The sequence below is a fragment of the Soonwooa purpurea genome (assembly GCF_053891095.1).
Genome location: NZ_JBSSMA010000003.1, coordinates 72,714 through 94,457, shown reverse-complemented (window position 1 = coordinate 94,457; position 21,744 = coordinate 72,714). Strand labels below are relative to the sequence as shown.

The window sequence follows — 21,744 nt, the reverse complement described above, 5'->3', positions numbered from 1 at the left end:
AATTTTGTTATTTTTTATTATTTAGATCGTTTGCTATTTTAAGAATCGAAGACATTACTTCTTTGAAGACATCAAACTTCTCCTGCGGAATTGTTTCCATAACGCGAGTATTGAAATCCAGAACGACTTCTTTTGATAGATTTCTTGATTCGATACCTTTTTCAGTAAGTTTGATAATGACTTCACGTTTGTCCGTCGTAGTTTTTTCTTTATAGATGTAACCGTTATCTTCCAAAAGCTTAATGATTCTTGTTAAAGAAGTTGGTTCAATAGCCATTTTAGGGCCTAGATTTGTACTTCTTGTCCCTTCTTTTGGGTCAATTTTTAACAATGTCAAAGCTTGTACTGCTGTTGAATTGTATAAGGATGCTTTATCCGAATACATTTTTGAAACCGCTAACCACGCAGACTTAAGTAATAAATCTACACTTTCAACTTTATCTGAATTTTTCTTGTCCATAATAACCTTTAAAGTGATTATTCAAAAATAAGAAAATATATTATGCATGCATAGTATATTTCCGTTAAATAAATGTTAAATATTGAAAATCAACAGGTTATTTGTTATGCTATTCGTAATAAAATTTAAAATTGATTATCTAAAGTGTAGAATTTAAGAGTGTTTGTAATGAATTTTTAATTTCGGCTAAACTTTTGTGGGAAGTTGTAGAAAAATTAGAGATTACCGACCATTTGTCTTCTTTATAAGTAATTGAAAATGAAGATAAATCTACGTCAAAATTCTTTTGCAAAAAAGAAAATAGCAACTCTTTTTCCAATTGTGGCGCGTCGATTTTTGGAGAAACAAAATTGTGATTAACATTGAAAATATGCGGATCTAGGAAGTTTTTATTCTTTAAAAGAATTTCCTCTGTTAAACCCGATTGTAAGTTTTGATCGTGAATCCACCAAATTTTATCCGCAAATTCACGGGCTAATCGCCAGTCGTGTGATGAAAACAAAATCAGTTTGTTATGTTTTTTCGCCAAGTGACGCAATAGTTTCAGGATCATTAGTTTATTATCTTCATCCAAATGCGTTGTTGGTTCATCCAAAATTATCATGGGAGAATTCTGTGCTAAAGCACGACCAATAAACGCTTTTTGAAGATTTCCATCTGACAAATGTTGCAGTTGGGTATGACGATATTGTTCAAGCTCTAGTTTTTCAATAAGATTTGAAATGTCGTTTTTATCTGCTGCGTTAATTTTAAAATAATAAGGATAATGGATATATTTTCCGAAATTGATAAGTTCCTCAACGCTATAATTGTACGGAATATCAGCTTTGGAAAAGACAATTGCAATTTCTTCTGCAATGGCTTTTTTACTATAAGATTTTATGTTTTTAGAGTTTAAAAAAATATTACCTTGCAGAATAGTATTTTGTTTGAGAAGTGTTTTAATCAAAGTGGTTTTGCCGACGCCATTATTTCCCATCAACAGAACAACTTCGCCTAAGTGAAGTTCTGCATTAATGTCTTCTACTAAAGCTTTTTTGTAGCCGATGCTTAAGTTTTTTAAGTCTAAAAATTTTTCCATTACGCTAGATTTTTAGATTGTTTGACAAGCATTAAAAGGATGACAGGAATGCCAATAATTGATGTTATGATATTGATAGGAAATTGCGTTAATTCTGCTAAAACTGAAAAACTAAGCATGATAAAAATGCCTAAAACCATATTCAGAATCCATTGGTGCCAAAGTTTTGATGGATTATAAAGTAATCTGCAAAAATGTGGAACAACAATTCCAACAAACAATATAGGACCAAGAAAAGCTGTGACAGAAGCTGATAGCAAAGATGTGGCGATGATGATTGTGTATTTCAGTCGATCTAGATTAACACCTAGACTTTTTGCATAAGCCGCGCCGAAAGCATTTCCCATCAAAGGTTTTATGGATTTAAAACTAAAAAATAAGCCCAGCACAACAAATAAAAACAAAATTAAAAGTTGATCTCGACTTGCATTATTATTCGCTCCAAAAGACCATAAAATATAGTTTTTCAGGCTTTGACTTTCGACATAAAATTGTAAAATGCTGACAACTGCGCCTGCCAAAGCTGAAATTAAAAATCCAAAAATAATAATGAAAGAAGCATTTTGAAAACGTTTTGAAAACAAAATTAAAACAAGCATTAAAATCAAGCTACCGCCAATGGCTGATATGCTGATGAAGCTATTTTGTATAAAATCTGGCATTATCCAAGATTGTGAAAAAAAAAGAAAACAAGCCACTGCCAAACTCGATACCGATGTTATGCCTAAGACATCTGGTCCTGCTAAAGGGTTTTTAAAATATTCTTGTAATAAAAATCCACTACTTGGGATGGATATACCTGCTAAAAGCATGGCCAAAACACGATTGATACGGATGTCTGCGATCGCAGAATTGTCAGCAGTTTTATCGAAAAAATCCGACAATTCTAATGGGATATATCCGATATTAAGATTAACAACTACCGCCACAAGAATGCCGATGCCTAAAACAATACCGAGAATTCCAAAGCCTTTTGCCATACTTAATTTTGAATGCCAAAAATACGATTATTTAATAAGAAAAGACATCCAATTGGATGCCTTTTTTAGATTATTTTTTGCCAGTAATTTTATTTTTTTCTTTTTGCTCATTAATATTTGGAGTGAAATTGGCAGCCATCATCTTGTCAATCTTGGCATTTATTTCTTCCTTTTTCATTGAGCCCATATATTCGTCCACCATATTTCCGCGACGCATCAAGGTGAAAGGAATAGCTTCTCCATTCCAAGTGTCAAAATTTTGAGAGAAGAATTCGGGTGTCAAAAGACTCCCATCTAACAAAACGATATTGTTGCGAAGTCCGTATTCATCAGCGAAATCGCTAACTTGTGTTGGCCAATCCGACTTGTTATCCAGACTTACAAAAGTGAATTTAACAGGTTGATCTTTTAATTGTTCCATTTTTTCTTTGAAATGCGGAATTTCTATCATACAAGGTTGGCACCAGGTCGCAAAGAAGTTGGTTACATACAGCGTATCATTGGTTTTTGCAGATAGCAAAGTAGGAATTTTTTCAGGTGTTAATTCTAGTAATTCTCGATGCGCACCAAGAGAATCAACTTCTTGTGTACTGTCAATTGCTAAAGAATCTTCTGCGTTGTTTTTGTTTTCAAACTTCAAATCTTTATCATTTTTACATGCGATTAAAGATGTTCCTAAAATAAGACCTAAGACGTATTTTTTCATTTATTTTCTATTGATTAAACTCGGTTGTTGTTGATTTTTTGAAATTATACTTTGATAATTTTTGATTAATTTTGAGGCTATGACAGAACAAGTATTATCAGTTGGTAACCAGCCTCGGTTTTATCGGTTAAAAATAGTTAAAAAATTGGACTTGACCAAAGATAGTTTTCTATTAGGCTTCGGTATTCCTGAAGATAAGAAGGCTGTATTCGGTTATCAATCAGGACAGTATGTTGCTTTGAAGTTTAATGAAAATCAGCACGAAATAATTAATGATTACTCCATTACTACTTCCCCAAACGAGCCAAATTTTGAAGTTGCCGTTAAAATAAAATCTTCAGAAAGTTCTGCCAATGCTTTGTACCAAAATTATCAAGTTGGCGATGAGATTTTGGTAAGTCCGCCACAAGGACGATTTAGTTTGATCATAAAACCGCATGAGAAAAGAAGTATTTTAGCTTTTGCTGCAGGGATTGGGATTACGCCAATTTTCAGTCACATAAAAAATCTTTTGTATCAAGAGCCTAGGACAAGGATTTTTCTCTTTTATAGCAACAAAACCAAAGAGGATATTATTTTTTTTGATGAGTTAAAGCAACTCCAGAAAGACCATGCAGATCGTTTTTTTGTCTATTATTTTTTCTCTCGCCAAAAGCTTAATAATCCACTTTTAGAAGGGCGTTTAGACGAAAAAAAAGTCAAACTTATTATTAATCAAATTCTGCATTTGGACGACGAAGATGACGAGTCAACAATTTGGGATTCTACGGACAAAGTGGTGATTTGTGGTCCTGGCGATATGATAAAATCTGTCGCAAATGCCTGTTATAATAATGGAATCCCAAAACGCGACATTCATTTTGAATTGTTCGAATCTTTTAACGACAATATTTATCCGCAAGAAAAAGCTTTCCCGATAATCGAAAATATTAAGGTGAAAATAAAATACAATCATCTTATAAAAGACGATATTATTTTGAAAAATAATAAAGGGAAAATCCTGCAACAACTTTTAGGAATGGGGATTAATGTACCGTATTCTTGTAAATCTGGCGTGTGCGGAAGTTGTATTTGTAAACTGGAAAAAGGCGAAGTCGAGATGGAAGAAAATGAATATTTGACAGATAAAGAGTTGTCACAGTCCAAAATTTTGCCATGTTCTGCCTTTGCGATGAGTCAAGATTTATTTTTGGATTTTGATTTAATGGATTAATAATTTTTTCATTTTTAAAAAATTATAGTTAAATTCACTCCTTCAAAAAAAATGACGTTTAGCGGATCCTTTGTATGTTGAAGTTTATAAAATCTTTTTTCAAGACTATTTTTGTTAGCCTTGAACTGATTTTTTTGCTGATGATTTTAGCAAATTTCTGGGTATTCGCATTAACCAGTGGAAGGACTTATACCAAAATTAGCAAAGTGCCACCTCGCGAAAGTGCTTTGGTTCTTGGGACATCTCCCAAAATGAGATCGGGTTTTGCAAATCCTTATTTCACCGCAAGAATGGCTGCAGTAGGGACTTTGTATCATCATGGAAAAATTAAAAAAATCATCGTAAGTGGTGAGAAAAGTAAGAATTATGATGAGCCAGCCGCAATGAAAAAATTTTTGGTATATACAGAAGGTGTCCCACCAGAAATTATCATCGAAGATCCAAAGGGTTTTAACACCCACAAAAGTATTTTGCGTTGCAAAGACATTTATAAACAGTCCAATGTGATTATCGTTTCACAAGGTTTTCATAATCTAAGAGCTTTGTTTTTTGCACGAAATAATAATATGAATGCTTTGGGATTTGACGCCCAAGATGTTACTAAAAATGAAAGCTTTTATAGAAATCATACCCGAGAATTTTTAGCAAGAGTTTTGGCAGTTGTTTATTATGTTTTAGGAATTTCACCGAAAGAGAACTAATTTTTGTACGTAAAATCATGTTTTTTGTAGCTATTTCTTTTGTGCTGAATGTGATTTTTAAATTAAATTTGTAAAAAATCAAAATATGCTTGTCATTGGAATTGCCGGAGGAACAGGATCTGGAAAAACCACAGTCGTTAACAAAATTCTTCAACAGCTTAATGTAGAAGGCGTTAACGTTCTCTCGCAGGACAATTATTATCACGATAATCCACATTTAACTTTAACAGAACGCGAAGCTTTAAACTACGATCATCCGAAGTCTATCGATTTCGAATTGTTAACACAACATGTTCGTGCGCTAAAAAATAACCAAGCCATAGAACAACCTGTTTACTCGTTTGTAACACATTCCAGAACGGGAGATCATGTTTTGGTAGAACCCAAAAATGTGTTGATTGTAGAAGGTATTTTGGTGTTGACCAATAAAGATCTTCTTAAAGAATATGATCTTAAAGTATTTGTTCATACAGATTCTGACGAAAGACTTATACGTAGAATTCGTCGCGATACACAAGAGCGCGGAAGAGATTTGCAAGAAGTGCTTCACCGTTACCAAACAACGCTAAAGCCAATGCATCAAGAATTTATCGAACCATCAAAAAATGAAGCGGATCTTATCGTGCCGAATATGAAAAACAATACAGTAGCGATAGATTTTCTGACAACGGTTATTAACAATTCTTTGAAGAAATAATGAAAGAACTTATCAAAGATATCAAGAAAAAATCAACAGGATTTACTTTTGTTAGATCTTACATTCTTAACAAATATACCATCACTTTGATGATGTTTTTTGTATGGATGATCTTCTTTGATAACACCTCTTTTTTGGTTGTTAATGAACTAAATGGTGACATCAAAAAGTATGAACACCAACTTGATTATTATAAAAATGAATACGAGAAAAATGATGCGTTCTTCAAAAAACTTATGAATAATAAAGATGAGAAAGAAAAGTATGCACGCGAAAATTACTTTATGAAAAAACCAAATGAAGAAATTTTTATTCTCGTAGCAGACAGTACAACAATTGATAAAAAGTAAACATGGAATTTGCAAAAATTAGTCTTCAGGATTGGGAACAATTGGTACAAAAACAATTGAAAACCGAAGATATTTATTCAATATTAATTAAAGATAATCTTGAAGATATTATCGTAAAACCTTATTATGATAATACAAATCCAGCAGCGCCAAAACTTCCAAGACTAGAAGAGAGCACACATCTTGTCGCAAAATATAACGAGACTTTAGAAGAAGATGCTTATGCATTTTTGATTGATGAAGATGTAAAAGTTGCTGAGAAAACTTTGTTTTTCACGGATGCTGTTTTGGCGAAAACCATTAGTCATGACGCATCCAATCAATATATCAGTTTGGTGGATGTTTTCATTGCAGATGCAAGTATTAATGTAGAATTAGCACAATATTTATTGAATCAAAATTTCAAAAGAAATATCGGTGTTGACCTTACAATTTATCAAAATGCTGGCGCTTCGTTGGTTCAGCAGTTGGCAATCGCATTAGCGAAAACCAAAGATTTGGTAGAAGAATTCGGTGCCGAAATTTTAGATAAACTAAGTTTCCGTTTTGCAGTGGGTTATCAATATTTTTTAGAAATCGGAAAAATCCGCGCCTTCAAATATTTGTTTAATCAATTGTCAAAAGAATACGGACTTAATTTATTCCCATATATTTTTGCTGAAACAAGTTTTAGAAACAAAGCTAATAATGATGAAGAAAACAATTTAATTCGTTCAACTTTAGAATTATCGGCAGCCATGATTGGTGGAGCCGATGCTGTTTTTGCAAACAATTTCAAAATAAATAATCAAACCAAACTTTCGGAAGAAGTTTCGTTCAAACAGATGATTGTTTTGGCTTACGAAAGTATCATCAATGTCTTTGAGGACGCGACTTCTGGCAGTTATGTTATCGAAGATATTACCAGACAATTGTCAGAAAAAGCGTGGACTTTATTCCTAAACATTGAGCAAAACGGAGGTTTTACAAAATCTATCGCGTCAGGGAAAATCCAAGAACTTATATTTGATCAAGCAACAAAAGAGCAATCTTGGGTGGAAGAAGGTAAAATCAAATTAATTGGTGTCAATCTTTATCCAAAACTTGATATTACAAAATCGGTTGCTGATCTTTATAATAAAAACGAAATAAAAGCGGTGCGTTGGGCAGAAATGTTTGAATAATGCAGACTATTTTAAATAAAGACATACAAGATTATATTAATGCAAATCTCCACGCAGATTTGCATTCTTTATTGTTGAAAAAATCCCCTTTTGATGGAATTTCGCTACAGGAAATTGTTCAGCAAATAAAAGGCAAAAAAGTGGCCGAAAAAAAGTTTCCATTTTTAAAAAAAGAGGGAATAATTTTCCCTCCAAATCTTAATCTGGAGCAGGCATCGTCACAATCAACAGCCGTTTACAAAGCGCAATTGTTGCAAGGAAAAAGTTTTATTGATTTGACTTGCGGTTTTGGAATTGATGCTTATTTTTTGTCTCAAAATTTTGAGCAAGTTACTTTGGTTGAGCAGAACGAAAGTTTGATTAAAATCGTAGAACACAACTGGACTGTTTTTGATCGAAAAGCTAAGTTTATCAATGAAAATTTAGAAACTTTTTTGTCCAAAAATCAAAGTCAATTTGATGTTATTTATCTCGATCCAGCGCGACGCGACCAACAACTGAAAAAGAAATTCCTACTAGAAGATTTGTCGCCAAATTTATTAGAAATTCAAGATGTATTGAATGAAATCGGGAAGAAAATAGTTGTTAAATTATCACCATTAATTGATATTTCCTACTTGATTTCAGTTTTGAAAAATATAACTGAAATCCAGATTATCGCTGTCAAAAACGACGTTAAAGAATTGTTGGTTGTTATAGAACCGCAACATTCTTACAACGAAATACAATGCTCTTGCATTAATCTGGAAAGCAACGAAGCGGTTTTTACATTTAATATTGATGATGAAAAACGCAGTCACGCAAGTTTCGGCGAAGCTTCCAATTATCTATATATTCCGAACAATTCGATTTTGAAATCGGGCGCTTTTAATTTAATTTCAAAAACATTTAATTTGACAAAACTTCATCCCAACACCCATTTTTATACTTCTGAAATATTGGTAAAAAATTTTCCAGGTCGAATTTTAAACATTGAAAAAATAGATGCCAGACAGATTGAGAAAAATTCAAAATACAATATCATTTCAAAAAACCATCCTTTGTCGCCCGACGACATCAAGAAGAAGTACAAAATAAAAGATGGTGGAAATCAATATTTAATATTTACGCAAAGTCAAAAAGGGAAAATTATTCTCAGAAGTTTGGATGCGTAAAGAGATTATTTAAAACCTGAATAAATTTCGTGCTTTTATTTTGTTGTGACGGCTAGTTTTATTAATTTTGAGCTTTAAATTTTTAAGAATGAAAAAATCAGTTTTATTATTGGCTTCAGCTTTAGTTATAGTATCTTGTAGTTTGCCAGAAGGCGGTAACAAAGGTCGTGTTAAGAAAACCGACGATGTCGTGAGATATGATGATCCTAACGCACCAAAAGGAACTTACAAAGCAGTAGTTGATACGACAAAAGCGGCTCCGGTACAAACTGCTGCTGTTGAGGAAATGCCTGCTGCAAAAGTTGATACTGTAAAAGCAAATTAATAAAATACTGTTAAAAGCATATAATGTCTTACGTCTTGTGAGACATTTTTTATATATTTTAATTTCAAATTTTCTAAAATGAACGAAACTCAAAATTATATTCAAGAAAATAAACAACGTTTTTTAGACGAATTGTTTGATGTGCTAAGAATAGCTTCCATCTCTGCTGATCCAGCTTACAAAGAAGAGGTCTTGAAATGTGCTGACACTGTAGCAGAACATTTAAGAAAAGCAGGCGCGGATAATGTTGAAGTATTAAAAACCAAAGGCTATCCCGTGGCTTATGGCGAAAAAATCATCGATCCAGCGTTGCCTACTGTTTTGGTGTACGGGCATTATGATGTGCAGCCAGCGGATCCGTTAGAATTATGGACAAGCGATCCTTTTGAGCCAGTGGTTAAAAAAACGGAGTTACACCCAGACGGAGCAATTTTCGCAAGAGGTTCTGCCGATGACAAAGGTCAGTTCTTTATGCATGTGAAAGCTTTCGAAGCGATGATAAAAACCAATACGTTGCCGTGTAATGTTAAATTCATAATTGAAGGGGAAGAAGAAGTGGGTTCTGCAAGTTTAGCCGATTTCCTGGAAGAGAATAAAGAAAAACTAAAATGTGATGTTATTTTAATTTCAGACACGCATATTTATTCGGTTGATCAACCTACGGTAACTACGGGACTTAGAGGTCTTAGTTATGTAGAAGTAGAAGTGGAAGGGCCAAACAGAGATTTGCACTCTGGACTTTATGGTGGAGCAGTGCCTAACCCGATTAATGTATTATCAAAAATGATTGGTGATCTTATCGATGACAAAGGCCATATCACTATTGATGGTTTCTACGATAATGTTTTGGTGGTTTCTGATGAAGATCGTAAAGAAATGAACAAATTGAAAGACGATCCAGAAGCATACAAAAAATCAATTGGTTTAAACGATATTCAAGGTGAAGAAGGTTATACCACTTTAGAAAGAGCCTCTATTCGTCCGACTTTAGATGTTAACGGAATTTGGGGAGGTTACACAGGCGAAGGCGCCAAAACGGTAATCGCTTCTAAAGCTTTTGCTAAAATCTCGATGCGTTTGGTACCGAATCAAACTCCTGAAGAAATCACTGAAAAATTTACGAAGTATTTCGAGAAAATCGCTCCGAAAAGCGTAAAAGTAAAAGTAACACCACATCACGGTGGAATGCCTTACGTGCTAGAGAGTGATACCAAAGAATTCCAAGCAGCGAAAAAAGCGATGGAGAAAGCTTTCGGTAAAGAAGTTCTTCCTTACAGAAGTGGTGGAAGTATTCCGATTACTTCATTATTCGAAAAAGTGTTGGGCGCAAAATCTGTGTTAATGGGCTTTGGTCTAGATTCGGATGCAATCCACTCACCCAACGAACATTACGGCCTTTACAATTATTATAAAGGCATTGAAAGTATTCCGTATTTCTTTGAGTTTTACGCAAAAGGATAAAATGTATAAAAAAGACAATTCAATTTGAGTTGTCTTTTTTATTTTTATATTTTTAAAATTATCAATAATGCTAAATAATAAAGTAGCTTATATAACAGGTGGAACCAAAGGTGTTGGTTTTGGAATTGCTGAAGTTCTCTTAAAAAATGGCTTTAAAGTCGCTTTTTCTGGGAGAAAACCCGAAGATGTTGATAAGGCAGCAACTCAACTCGATCCTTTAGGAGAGCATGTTTTGGGAATTGTATCCGATGTTAAAAATTTTGGAGATGAACAACAAGCGATTTCAAAAACCTTAGAAAAATTCGGAAAAATAGATTTAGTGGTGGCCAATGCTGGCTTGGGACATTTCGCATCTGTTGATGAGTTGAGTATTGAAGACTGGCACGAGATGATTGATACCAATTTGACAGGCGTTTTTTATACATTAAAATCATCGATCGAAGCTTTGAAGAAAACCGAAGGCTATTTCATTTCTATTGCAAGTTTGGCGGGAGAATATTTCTTTGAAAAGGGAAGTGGTTACAATGCTTCTAAGTTTGGTGTTGTTGGCTTTACACAAGCGGCTATGATAGATTTGAGAAAGTTTAATATCAAATGCGCTGTGATTTTGCCAGGATCAATTAATACCTATTTTAACAATTCTGAACCGAAAGAAGAAGATGCTTGGAAGATACAGCCTACTGATGTTGGTGATTTAATTATTAACATGCTAAATATGGATCCACGCGTCCTTCCTTCTAAGATAGAATTGCGAGCAAGTCAAGTAAAAAAATAATTAACAAAGACAGATTTAGGAAGTTGATAAAGATTTTTGGGATTGCATGAACTTATCCTTGACTATTTTATTTAATAAATATTAAGGACGTTTTTGCCGTGCCGTTTATCAAATTCCCTTATATCAAAGCATAAGCTTTTCTTATTCATAAAATACTAAAATATTATGCACGCATAGTAAATTTTAGTATCTTTACGAAGCTTAATTTTTAAAAATTATCCAGATGAAAATATTAGTTTGCATCAGCAGTGTGCCTGATACGACCAGTAAAATTAACTTTACAGCAGACAAGTCTGCATTTGATAAGAATGGTATCCAATGGGTGATCAATCCTTTGGATGAATTCGCTTTAACAAAAGCTATAAAATTACAAGAATCTCAAGGCGCTACAGTTACGGTGGTTAATGTAGGCGACGCAGGTACAGAAGCTGTTATCCGTAAAGCTTTGGCTATCGGAGCTAACGATGCTGTACGCGTAAACTCCGACGCTAAAGACAGTTTTTCTGTAGCTAAAGAAATTGCAAAAGTAGCTCAGGATGGTGGATACGATATCGTATTGGCAGGTAAAGAGTCTATCGATTATAACGGTGGCGCAGTTCCTGGTATGGTGGCAGCATTGCTAAATCAACCATTTGTAAATGCCTGTGTCGGACTAGATGTTAACGGTGCGGAAGCAACAGCAGTTAGAGAAATTGAAGGTGGTAAAGAAACCATTTCTGTTAAGTTACCTGCAGTTATCGCTGGACAAAAAGGGATCGTAGAAGAAAAAGATTTGATTATTCCTAACATGAGAGGAATTATGTCTGCAAGAACCAAACCTTTGCAAGTGGTAGAGCCAATCAACTCAGAAGTTAAAGTTGACGCTATTTCTTTTGATAGTGTTCCTGCAAGAGCAGCTGTTAAATTGGTTTCTCCAGACAACTTAGACGAATTGGTAAGACTACTTCACGAAGAAGCTAAAGTTATCTAATTTCAACTCTCAATTGTTTAATTTCAAATTTTAAAGACATGGCAATATTCGTATATGCAGAAAATATAAATGGCGTTTACAAGAAAGCAGCTTTCGAGGCAGTATCTTACGCTAAAGCAATTGCAGATCAAGCTGGCGATACAGTAACTGCAATCTCTATCAACCCAACAGATTCTTCAGATTTATTATACAAATACGGTGCAACAAAAGTTGTGAATGTTAAAGATGAAGGACTTAAAAGTTTCAGTGCAAAAGCTTATGCAGATGCCGTTAACCAAGTAGCAGAAGGCAACATCGTGGTTTTCCCACATACAACAGATGCATCTTCTATCGCGCCAATGTTAGCCATCCAAAAAAACGCATCGCTATTAACTAACGTTATTGCAGCACCAGAAAGCATCACACCTTTCCAAGTGAAAAGAAAAGCATTCTCAGGAAAAGGCTTTATGATAGCAAAAGCAGATGCAACTTCAGTTATTGTGACTGTATCTCAAAACGCTTTCGGTGTTAAAGAAAACATTGTTGCAGGTTCCGAAGAAGTGAAAGACCTTAGCATTGTTAACGAAGACACAAAAGTCATCAGCCACGAGCAATCATCAGGAAAACTAGACCTAAAAGAAGCCGAAATCGTAGTTTCTGCAGGTCGTGGGATGAAAGGTCCAGAAAACTGGGGAATGATCGAAGAACTAGCTAATGTTCTTGGCGCTGCAACAGCATCGTCCAAGCCAGTAGCAGATATTGGATGGAGACCCCACGCAGAGCACGTTGGACAGACAGGTAAAGCGATTTCGCCTAACTTGTACATCGCCGTAGGAATCTCTGGCGCTATCCAACACTTAGCAGGAGTTAACGGTTCCAAAACCATTGTGGTAATCAACAGTGATCCAGAAGCACCATTCTTCAAATCTGCGGATTACGGGGTAGTAGGTGATGCGTTCCAAATCGTACCCGCTTTAACGGAAAAATTAAAAGCCTTCAAATCGTAATCGATTTTTGGACCATATATAAAGCCTGAGAATTTTCTCGGGCTTTTTTATTTGGGCGCCATTTCCGGCTGTCACTAGTCGCTGCGCCGCGCCACAGCCAATGCCCGCGCCTGCGGCGCGAGCTCCGACAGGCCGTTCCATCCGGGGCGCACCAGCTTTGCACATACCAACGGATCTCAAGAATTTTAGATCCCACAAAAAAGCAAGCTTGCTATTGGATGATAACAAGCTTGCTATTGACTGATACCAAGCTTGCTATTGACTGATACCAAGCTTGCCGTTGGGCCTTAGCAAGCTTGCTATTTTTTAAGCCCTAAAAAACTATGAATTTTAATGAGCTTGCGACTTAGGTTTTGACCAACAAAATGGGGTTTTTTCTTAATCCCAGAATTTTTTGAATCCTAAGTTTATTTATTACAAATCAAATGATTAAGCTCACTATAAAAACAGATACGATAATTCCTAAAAAACTTTATATTTGCTATATGGATTACAAAAGACTTATCATTAGAGGAATTTCCTATAGCCAGACCCAATCTGGCGCTTATGCATTACTTTTAGAACACGAAGAGACAGGTGTCAAACTTCCTGTCGTTATTGGTAATTTTGAAGCGCAATCCATTTCTTTAGGTTTAGAAAAAGACATCCAGCCACCTAGACCGCTTACACATGATTTGTTTGCAAAGTTTGTGACCTCTACGCAATACAAGCTTAGTTCTGTTATAATTTATCAAATTTTGGATGGTGTATTTTTTTCCAATTTGGTATTTACGAATAATATTACGGACGAAGATCTTATATTGGATGCCCGCACTTCTGACGCTGTGGCGATGGCGGTTCGTTTTGATGCGCCCATCTATACAACAGAGCAAGTGCTTAACGAGGCCGGAATACTTTTAGAAATAGAAGAAAAAGAAGAAGAACAAAACTATACAGAAGAATCTTTTGATGATAAAGCAGATTTCACAGATAAAAATACATTTTCTAAATTTTCCACGCAAGAACTGAATCAACTATTGGAAGATGCCGTTCGCGATGAAGATTTTGACACAGCAATGCGCATTCAAGAAGAAATCAAAAAGCGCAACCGAAAGATTGAATAATTCTATTTACATTACTTTACTATGAACATAAAATTACGTTTAACGATACTGAGTTTTCTTCAGTTTTTCGTTTGGGGAGCTTGGCTCATTACGATGGCTAACTTCTGGTTTGGAACAAAACATTGGGACGGTACACAATTCGGGGCAGTTTTCGGAACCATGGGGATTGCGGCGATATTTATGCCAACCCTTACGGGGATTATTGCTGACCGCTGGGTGAACGCGGAAAGGATTTATGCTATTTTGCATGTATTATATGGTGCTACGTTATTTTTGCTACCTCATGCAGACAGTCCTAGTACATTTTTCTATATTATGCTAGCAGCGATGTGTTTCTATATGCCAACGATTTCGCTTTGTAATTCAATTTCTTATAGCATTCTTAAAAATAATAATCTGGATGTTGTCAAGGATTTTCCGCCCATTCGTGTTTGGGGAACCGTTGGTTTCATTGTTGCGATGATTATCACCAACCTATCAGGAAGCAAGGCTACAGAAGGACAATTCTATATCGCAGGAGCCGTTGCTGTGCTTTTGGGCGTCTATGCGATAACGCTTCCAAAATGTCCGCCAGAAAACCTAATCGATAAAAAAGCACCGATTACTGAGCAATTGGGTCTTAATGCCTTCAAGCTTTTCGGGAATTATAAGATGGCTTTGTTCTTCATCTTTTCGATGTTGTTGGGGGCTGCGTTGCAATTGACCAATGCTTATGGCGATGTTTTCTTGAGCGAGTTTGCTAATTTTCCGAAATATGCCGATTCTTTTGTAGTACAACGTTCTACGATTATTATGGCAATTTCTCAGGTTTCTGAAACTTTGTTTATCCTTGCCATTCCATTTTTCCTAGTGAAATATGGTATCAAAAACGTGATGTTGCTGAGTATGTTTGCTTGGGTTTTACGTTTCGGATTATTCGCCTATGGTAATCCACAGGATGGACTTTGGATGATTGTTATGTCTTGTATTGTTTATGGTATGGCATTCGACTTCTTCAACATTTCGGGTTCTTTGTTTGTTGAGACGACTACGGAGAAAAAAATCCGATCATCTGCGCAAGGTTTATTTATGATGATGACAAATGGTTTCGGGGCCGTTATCGGGAGTAATGTTGCAGGTTGGATGATTGATAAATTCTTCACGCATAAATTTACCACAGCTTCAGAGTTGGCCACTTATCTGGAAACAACGGTTGATAACCCGACTTTCTTGTCAATACTTAAAAATTCTTTCAATGCTAGCATAGGTCCCGATGGTATTTTATCAACTACAATTTTGATGAAAAATTGGCATGAGATATGGCTGACCTTCGCGATTTACGCGTTGATAGTTGGTGTGGCTTTCGCCATTCTTTTCCGACACAAACATAATGCTGAAACAGTAGCCAAAGCTGTTGATAATTCAGGACATTAATTAATATAAATCCGGATTCCATTGAATTCGGATTTTTTTTGTTGTAATTTTGGTTTTAGAAATGATTTTAAATTTAATGAATAGACAATGAGTACGATTTTAGAACAGATAAAAGACGGGAAAACTGAGTTTAATTTTAATGATGTTATCGCTTATATTGATAGCCATTATCATTTTTATCCAACCAAATTTACCAATGGTGACCAAGTGAATGTTGCTAATCAAAATAACGGATCTTGTAAGATTTTTAGTTTTGCAAAATTAAATGATTTAACAAAAGATCAAACTTTGTCTTTATTCGGAGATTTTTACACAAAAGAAGTTTTGAAAAATCCTACTGGAAGTGATCATCAAAATATCCGAAATTTTATGAAGTATGGTTGGGACGATGTTAAATTCGATGGGGAAGCTTTGGTTGAAAAATAAGCTTTGAGAATTGTGGCTTAAATCTTGTTGGTATTGAGAAAATATTTAATTATGAGATCTAAACTATTCAAAACTTTATTGACCATTTTAGCACCAATTGTTATTGATTATGTTGTTAAAAAGTTTACGCAAAAGAAACAACGACCAACTGACAAACAGTTGACATAGCCTTAATAAAAAAGCTATTCAGAAATGAATAGCTTTTTTATTGTATGTAAATTGATTCAATTAAAATTTCCAACCCAATGTGAAAACAAAATTGTTCATTTGGTTTTTAACTTTAGAAACGGCGTAAGCAGGCGCGTTAATATCAAAATTGTTACTGTAATAACCAGTGCCTTGGTCAACATTTCCATACAAGAATGGATTGTTGTAATCCGATGAAACATTTTGGTATGCCGCATCAATATAAAATGCTTTGAAATCGTAACCAAGTCCTACACCCAAAGTATTTCTTTTAGATAAAATTAAATTAGAGTAGTTGGTGTCTTGTATGATGCCACTGTCATTATAACTCGATAAGCTCATATTGTTGAATGGATTGCTGGAAAATGCGTAACCTGCTCTCACGCGAAGACCTTGGAAACGGTATTCAGCACCTAATCTAACTTCTGATGAGCTTTTATAATTTTCGTTATAAAACGCATTGAGATCTGTGTTCACCGCTGATGTTGTGGTGTATTTTGGTTTTCCTAATCCTTGGATGTAATCCACGTTAAACGCAAAGTTTTTATTTGGAACAAAAGCGGCACTTAAGGTTGCCTTGAAAGGTGTTCTCAAATCTCTCTTTTCGCTAAAGTCTGCCGCATCTGTATATCCATCATTGTCGATCATATAATCTCTATAGACGCGCTCTGTAGACCACCAAGTTGGTGTTTCAATAGCTGCTCCCACACGGAACATATTGTTAACTTTTCCAATAATACCAAAATTAGCAGAGAATCCATTAGCCTGCTCTAGGTAAGGTGTATATTGTTTTTCATAAGAATCCGTAACATTATTTGCGTCCAGATGAAAGAAAGCGTAATCGTCCTGTGTGAGACTAGCGTTGCTCATATTAACGCCAACACCTAGATAAATTTTGTTATCATAATTGGCTCCAACAGAAAAGTTGGTTTTGTCCAAACGTCCATCTCTGTTATAAACATGACCTTTATAGGTCAAGTTTCCTAGTAATGGATTGTTGTTAGCATCAATTAAATCTTTTTGAATAACAATATTGTTATTTCCAGGAGTGCCTAGCCCCTCATTAAGAAAGATAGAGTTATAGCTAACACCAATGTTAACAAACTTCCATTTGGAATTCATATTGGTAAGATCAAAAGCAATAATTGCCGATGCATTGCCCAGATCAGTTTTATTAATTTTATTAGATACCGAAGTGCCTGCTAGTGTACTTTTATTTTTGTTAGAAAAAGTTGATAGACTCAAACTAAGGTCACTTGCGATGTTAACGCCTAAGCCTGCAGGGTTAACATTTAGACTAGAAATATCACCACCGAGCGCTCCCATGGATCCAGCCATACCTACGTATTTTGCCGTTCCCGATATACTATTGTTGTTATAGACATCTGTAGTATTTCTAATCTCTGATATGTCTTGTGCCTTAAGATAAAAAGCTGCAGGTAGGCAAAGTACCAGTAATGTTCTCTTTAACATATTAATGTTGTTTAAAAACTATTTTAAATTTTTTATTTATTATTAAATTAACGTCCACCAGATCTCATTCCGCCACCGCCACTAGAGCGCATGCCTCCTCCCATGTTGCCTCCGCTTGAACGCATTCCGCCACCAGAGTTGAAACCTCCATTATTAGAACCACTGTTACGGAAACCTCCAGTATTTTGTTGTGGCATAGGTGAAGTATTTCTTATTCCGCCAGTATTATTACGAACGCCACTATCATTTCTCACGCCACCATTTTGACGGATAGAACCGTTGCTTTGGTTTGGATAAGTGTTATTTCTAATGCCTCCCATATTATTAGGATTTCTTGTCCCTGCATTATTATTAATCATGCCTTGATTACGATTTCCACGATTAGGATTTCTGACACTAGAATTATTCATGTTTCTAACAGTGTTTTCTCTTAACATTCCACTTAATCTGTTACCATTAGTATTTCTATTTCCTCTAGGAATGTAGTAAGAATTACCATAATAAGGATAATAGCCACCATAGCCATAAGATGGGTAATAGCTACCCCAGTAGCCACTGCCATAGCCCCAATATGGGTTATAACCAGCATACCAAGGGTTTCCCCAACCCCAACTAAATCCTATATTCCAACCATATCCCCATCCCCAACGAGAAGGATAATAAGGATAACCCCAACCATAATAGCTAGATCCCCATCCCCAATTGTTAAAATTGGTATAGTAGGTTTCGGTTCCTGTATAAGAACCCCAGTCAGAGTCATAGCTACCATATCGATTATTGCTCAATTGTTGATTTTTTAAAGATTGTTCAACAATACCAGCATCAGAATAATCATAATACTGATCTATCTGGTTAGTTTGATTGCTAGTGTAACCTTCTGGAAGGCTGTCCCTATTAGGATCGTAATAAACACCATCTGTCTCAGAGTAACCTCCTGTGTACACAACACAAGATGTTAAAAGGAGACTACCAGAAATCATCATTAAGGTTTTAGACTTAATTAGATTAAAAATGTTATAATTGATAAAAGTTTTCATTTTCAATAGAGTATTAAGTTTATTATATTTGCATTTCTTTATACCAAATTTGTACCAAAAGTACGATAAATAGAAGCGTAAAAATACGTCTTTTATTTTTAGATTAAGAACATAAAGAAAAGTTAAAAGAAATATCAAAAAAATTTATGGCAAAGTTAACAACAAGGGCAGAAGATTACAGCAAATGGTACAACGAATTGGTTGTAAAAGCTGATCTAGCAGAGAACTCTGGTGTGCGTGGGTGTATGGTTATCAAACCTTATGGCTATGCAATCTGGGAAAAAATGCGCGACGAGATGGATCGCAAATTCAAAGAAACAGGACATGTTAATGCTTATTTCCCCTTGTTTGTCCCGAAAAGCCTCTTCGAAGCTGAAGAGAAAAATGCAGAAGGTTTTGCCAAAGAATGTGCTGTGGTAACACATTATCGTTTAAAAAATGATCCAGATAACCCTGGAAAACTTATTGTAGATCCAGCAGCTAAGTTGGAGGAAGAGCTGATTGTAAGACCCACTTCCGAGGCTATTATTTGGAGTACTTATAAAAACTGGATACAATCTTACAGAGATTTACCAATTCTTATTAATCAGTGGGCGAATGTCGTACGCTGGGAAATGAGAACACGTCTATTCCTAAGAACTGCAGAATTCCTTTGGCAAGAAGGTCATACGGCGCACGCTACAAGAGATGAAGCCATTGAAGAAGCTGAAAAAATGAATCAAGTCTATGCAGATTTTGCTGAAAATTTTATGGCAATCCCTGTAATACAAGGATTCAAAACGCCTTCTGAAAGATTTGCAGGTGCAGACGAAACTTATTGTATTGAAGCTTTGATGCAAGATGGAAAAGCACTACAAGCGGGAACTTCGCACTTTTTAGGACAGAATTTTGCAAAAGCATTTGATGTGAAATTCACAAATAAAGAAGGGAAAATAGAACACGCTTGGGCAACATCTTGGGGAACTTCTACAAGGCTTATGGGTGCTTTAATCATGACACATTCGGATGATTTAGGTTTGGTTTTGCCGCCTAGTTTAGCGCCAATTCAGGTTGTAATAGTTCCTATTTTCAAAGGTGAGGAACAATTGGCCGAAATCAGCAAAGTCGCATTAGATATTCAAGCTAGATTAAAAGCTAAAGGTATTTCTGTTAAATTTGATAATGACACCCAAAACAAACCAGGATGGAAATTTGCTGAGTACGAATTAAAAGGTGTGCCTGTTAGAATGGCGATTGGTCCAAAAGATTTAGAAAACGGAACGGTTGAAATTGCAAGAAGAGATAATTTAACGAAAGAGGTTCAGCCAATTGAAAATGTTGATCTTTATATTGAAGAATTGTTAAAAACTATTCAGGAAGATATTTTTAATAAAGCTAAAACTTATCGTGATACCCACGTCACAAAAGTAGATTCTTATGAAGAGTTCAAAAAAGTTTTGGAAGAAAAAGGAGGTTTCATTTCTGCGCATTGGGATGGTACAAATGAAGAAGAGGCACAAATAAAAGAAGAAACCAAAGCAACCATACGTTGTATTCCTTTGGAAAATGAGCAGGAAGAAGGTGTTTCTATGATTACAGGGAAGCCGTCAAAACAACGTGTTTTGTTTGCAAAAGCATATTAAAATCTTGTTTTAATTGAAGAAAAGTTAATTATTGGTTTGGTTTTTGTTTGTCTTGGTATTAATAAAAATAAACACCTATGGCAATTAACTTAATCGACCTTATCAAAGCGCAGCTAAGTCCAGAACTTGTTTCTCAGGTTTCAACACATTTGGGAGAAAACAATTCTAATGTGTCTAACGCAATTAGCGCATTTTTACCAGCCATTGTTGGCGGGATGGCAAATAACTCGGGAGATGTCAGTATTTTCAATAGTTTGAAGAATATTGCATCTTCCGATTTTGTTTCACAGATGACCAGTGGTTCAGATAGTGTAGCAGCAACTATACAATCTTTAATTTCATTAATTTTTGGAGGAAAATCAGATGCATTGGTAAATACAGTATCTAATTTTGCTGGCGTAAGTCCGGCCTCTGGCAATCAGTTATTAGATTTGGTAGGAGGTAGTACTTTTGGATATTTAGGCAAATATATTTCAGATAACAATTTGGATCATACTCAATTTACTAATTTATTGAATGATCAAAAATCTATTGTATCCAGTTTGTTACCAGCAGGACTTAGCCTGGCAAGCTTAGGCTTTGGGGAGTCAGCAAGTGATATGTCTACACCAAAAGTAGAAGTAGCCCAACCAATTTTAAATAAAGAAACAGAATATAAGGATTCTGGTCCTCATGTAACTAAAAGTGGAAACATGCACACCCCACCCAATGATAATGGCGGAGGCGGTTCTGTACTGAAATGGCTACTGCCTTTACTCTTGTTATTATTAGCTGGTTGGTTCCTTTGGAAACAATGTGACAAAAAAACAGACAATACAGCATTAACAACAAATTCTACAATACAAGAATCAGATACGATGTCAACAAATATGAATGGCGATTCAGCAAATGTTACAACGCTACAAAGAGAAAGTGTGGTAGTAACTTTACCAAGTGGCAAAACTTTGAACGCTTATAAAGGTGGTATCGAGGATCAAATTGTAACGTTCCTAAAATCTGATGACTATAAAAATGCTACTGAAGATCAACTCAAAGAGAAATGGTTCAATTTTGATAATTTGAACTTTGAATTTGGAACAACCAAATTAACGCCAGAATCTCAAGCACAATTGGATAATTTAAAGGCAATCTTAAAAGAATTTCCAGCCGCTAATATTAAGATAGGTGCTTACACTGATAAAAAAGGTGACGAAGCAGTTAACTTAAAACTGTCTAAAGATCGTGCTGCAGCTATCAAAACAGCCTTGAACTCTGCACAAGTAAAAGAAGCTGACGGCTACGGATCGCAGTTTGCAAAAGTACCTGCGGAAGCATCTGATAAAGAAAGAGAAGCTGACAGAAAAACGGCTATTCGCTTTGTGAAATAAAAACTTTAAAACTTATAAAAAAAGCTGTCCATTGTGACGGCTTTTTTTGTGGGATAAAATAATATAGCGTAATTTTGTTAGATTATTCTAACATG

Annotated in this window: 22 protein-coding genes; 16 read left to right on the top strand and 6 right to left on the bottom strand. The window is 35.3% G+C overall.

Annotation, left to right across the window (positions count from 1 at the left end):
• Positions 1-7: 7 nt before the first annotated feature.
• The 4 genes from ACVFVN_RS03925 to ACVFVN_RS03910 all read right to left on the bottom strand — a co-directional run bounded on the left by ACVFVN_RS03925 (position 8) and on the right by ACVFVN_RS03910 (position 3,227).
• A complete protein-coding gene (locus ACVFVN_RS03925) occupies positions 8-460 on the bottom strand; it encodes a MarR family winged helix-turn-helix transcriptional regulator (RefSeq protein ID WP_165131665.1) in 453 nt (150 codons plus the stop codon).
• 139 nt (positions 461-599) lie between these two features.
• The gene (locus tag ACVFVN_RS03920) at positions 600-1,541 is read right to left on the bottom strand and encodes an ABC transporter ATP-binding protein (protein WP_456234269.1); all 942 of its coding nucleotides are present in this window, start codon (positions 1,539-1,541) and stop codon (positions 600-602) included.
• Entirely contained in the window at positions 1,541-2,521 is a 981-nt protein-coding gene (locus tag ACVFVN_RS03915) for an iron chelate uptake ABC transporter family permease subunit (RefSeq protein WP_456234268.1), read from the bottom strand. The genes ACVFVN_RS03920 and ACVFVN_RS03915 overlap by 1 nt, the downstream gene beginning before the upstream one ends.
• Before the next feature lie 70 nt (positions 2,522-2,591).
• The gene (locus tag ACVFVN_RS03910) at positions 2,592-3,227 is read right to left on the bottom strand and encodes a TlpA family protein disulfide reductase (RefSeq protein ID WP_165131656.1); all 636 of its coding nucleotides are present in this window, start codon (positions 3,225-3,227) and stop codon (positions 2,592-2,594) included.
• 79 nt (positions 3,228-3,306) lie between these two features.
• Between ACVFVN_RS03910 and ACVFVN_RS03905 the strand changes: the two genes are divergently transcribed.
• The 14 genes from ACVFVN_RS03905 (at position 3,307) to ACVFVN_RS03840 (ending at position 15,964) form a co-directional block, all read left to right on the top strand.
• Positions 3,307-4,440: a 2Fe-2S iron-sulfur cluster-binding protein gene (locus ACVFVN_RS03905; RefSeq protein ID WP_456234267.1), complete on the top strand. Its 1,134-nt coding sequence runs from the start codon at positions 3,307-3,309 to the stop codon at positions 4,438-4,440.
• 140 nt (positions 4,441-4,580) lie between these two features.
• Entirely contained in the window at positions 4,581-5,141 is a 561-nt protein-coding gene (locus tag ACVFVN_RS03900) for a SanA/YdcF family protein (protein ID WP_185670502.1), read from the top strand.
• 85 nt (positions 5,142-5,226) lie between these two features.
• Entirely contained in the window at positions 5,227-5,838 is a 612-nt protein-coding gene (udk, locus tag ACVFVN_RS03895; protein WP_456234266.1) for a uridine kinase, read from the top strand.
• Positions 5,838-6,188, top strand: a complete 351-nt coding sequence (locus tag ACVFVN_RS03890) for an FtsB family cell division protein (protein ID WP_165131647.1) — start codon at positions 5,838-5,840, stop codon at positions 6,186-6,188. The genes udk and ACVFVN_RS03890 overlap by 1 nt, the downstream gene beginning before the upstream one ends.
• A 2-nt stretch (positions 6,189-6,190) precedes the next feature.
• The gene (locus tag ACVFVN_RS03885; protein WP_456234265.1) at positions 6,191-7,351 is read left to right on the top strand and encodes a methylmalonyl-CoA mutase family protein; all 1,161 of its coding nucleotides are present in this window, start codon (positions 6,191-6,193) and stop codon (positions 7,349-7,351) included.
• Positions 7,351-8,505 (top strand): THUMP-like domain-containing protein, encoded by a 1,155-nt coding sequence (locus ACVFVN_RS03880; RefSeq protein ID WP_456234264.1) that lies wholly within the window; start codon positions 7,351-7,353, stop codon positions 8,503-8,505. Before ACVFVN_RS03885 ends, ACVFVN_RS03880 begins: the two co-directional genes overlap by 1 nt.
• Positions 8,506-8,593: 88 nt before the next feature.
• A complete protein-coding gene (locus tag ACVFVN_RS03875; RefSeq protein ID WP_165131643.1) occupies positions 8,594-8,830 on the top strand; it encodes a hypothetical protein in 237 nt (78 codons plus the stop codon).
• A 78-nt stretch (positions 8,831-8,908) separates the two neighbouring features.
• A complete protein-coding gene (locus ACVFVN_RS03870; RefSeq protein WP_456234263.1) occupies positions 8,909-10,291 on the top strand; it encodes a dipeptidase in 1,383 nt (460 codons plus the stop codon).
• Between the two features lie 67 nt (positions 10,292-10,358).
• Positions 10,359-11,066: an SDR family oxidoreductase gene (locus ACVFVN_RS03865; RefSeq protein ID WP_456234262.1), complete on the top strand. Its 708-nt coding sequence runs from the start codon at positions 10,359-10,361 to the stop codon at positions 11,064-11,066.
• A gap of 223 nt (positions 11,067-11,289) precedes the next feature.
• The gene (locus tag ACVFVN_RS03860) at positions 11,290-12,036 is read left to right on the top strand and encodes an electron transfer flavoprotein subunit beta/FixA family protein (RefSeq protein WP_165131637.1); all 747 of its coding nucleotides are present in this window, start codon (positions 11,290-11,292) and stop codon (positions 12,034-12,036) included.
• Between the two features lie 38 nt (positions 12,037-12,074).
• The gene (locus ACVFVN_RS03855; protein ID WP_456234261.1) at positions 12,075-13,022 is read left to right on the top strand and encodes an electron transfer flavoprotein subunit alpha/FixB family protein; all 948 of its coding nucleotides are present in this window, start codon (positions 12,075-12,077) and stop codon (positions 13,020-13,022) included.
• Between the two features lie 485 nt (positions 13,023-13,507).
• Positions 13,508-14,125: a bifunctional nuclease family protein gene (locus tag ACVFVN_RS03850; protein WP_456234384.1), complete on the top strand. Its 618-nt coding sequence runs from the start codon at positions 13,508-13,510 to the stop codon at positions 14,123-14,125.
• Between the two features lie 21 nt (positions 14,126-14,146).
• Positions 14,147-15,538, top strand: a complete 1,392-nt coding sequence (locus tag ACVFVN_RS03845) for a nucleoside permease (protein WP_456234260.1) — start codon at positions 14,147-14,149, stop codon at positions 15,536-15,538.
• Positions 15,539-15,625: 87 nt separating this feature from the next.
• Positions 15,626-15,964, top strand: coding sequence for a HopJ type III effector protein (locus ACVFVN_RS03840; protein WP_165131627.1), 339 nt, complete (start codon positions 15,626-15,628; stop codon positions 15,962-15,964).
• Positions 15,965-16,192: 228 nt separating this feature from the next.
• Here ACVFVN_RS03840 and ACVFVN_RS03835 read toward each other — a convergent pair whose 3' ends face one another.
• Positions 16,193-17,623: an OmpP1/FadL family transporter gene (locus ACVFVN_RS03835; protein ID WP_456234259.1), complete on the bottom strand. Its 1,431-nt coding sequence runs from the start codon at positions 17,621-17,623 to the stop codon at positions 16,193-16,195.
• A gap of 47 nt (positions 17,624-17,670) precedes the next feature.
• On the bottom strand, positions 17,671-18,660 hold the full coding sequence (locus tag ACVFVN_RS03830; protein WP_456234258.1) for a prolyl-tRNA synthetase: 990 nt from the start codon (positions 18,658-18,660) through the stop codon (positions 17,671-17,673).
• Between the two features lie 146 nt (positions 18,661-18,806).
• Here ACVFVN_RS03830 and proS point away from each other — a divergent pair, with 146 nt between their 5' ends.
• Together proS and ACVFVN_RS03820 are read left to right on the top strand one after the other, a co-directional pair.
• Complete coding sequence (proS, locus tag ACVFVN_RS03825; RefSeq protein WP_456234257.1) at positions 18,807-20,282, top strand: proline--tRNA ligase; 1,476 nt, start codon at positions 18,807-18,809, stop codon at positions 20,280-20,282.
• 77 nt (positions 20,283-20,359) lie between these two features.
• Positions 20,360-21,649: a DUF937 domain-containing protein gene (locus tag ACVFVN_RS03820; RefSeq protein ID WP_456234256.1), complete on the top strand. Its 1,290-nt coding sequence runs from the start codon at positions 20,360-20,362 to the stop codon at positions 21,647-21,649.
• Positions 21,650-21,744 lie beyond the last annotated feature (95 nt).